At 76.1% G+C, this 310-nt stretch carries 1 pseudogene; it reads right to left on the bottom strand.

The annotated features are described in order from the left end of the window. Positions 1–310, bottom strand: a pseudogene (locus UK12_RS42585) (MFS transporter); the annotation flags it as partial.

Here is a 310-nt window from a genome sequence, read left to right as displayed (position 1 = left end):
AGACCGCGAGGACGGCGCCGGCCGCCGCCAGTTGCCACGGCGCGCCGAAACCGCGCACCGCCGAGGTCCCACTGTGGTCGGCGCCCGGGCCAGCTAGTGCCAGGCCGACCGGGCCGAGGACGAATGCCCCCAGGGCCCCGAAGGAGTTGCTCCGGGCCCGGACGTCGGGTGGGACGTTCTGCTGGGTCGTCGTGGTGAAGAGCGTGTGGACGACCGCAGCGGTGCCGCCCGCCAGCAGTGCGGCGAAGGCCGTCCAGAGCAGCGGCAGCCGGGCGGCCAGTGCCGCCGACGGCAGGGCCCAGCCCAGGGT

The sequence above is a fragment of the Saccharothrix sp. ST-888 genome (genome assembly GCF_000955975.1).
GTDB lineage: Bacteria > Actinomycetota > Actinomycetes > Streptomycetales > Streptomycetaceae > Kitasatospora.
The sequence above is the reverse complement of the archived record's forward strand: the minus strand, read 5'-3'. Positions and strand labels throughout refer to the sequence as shown.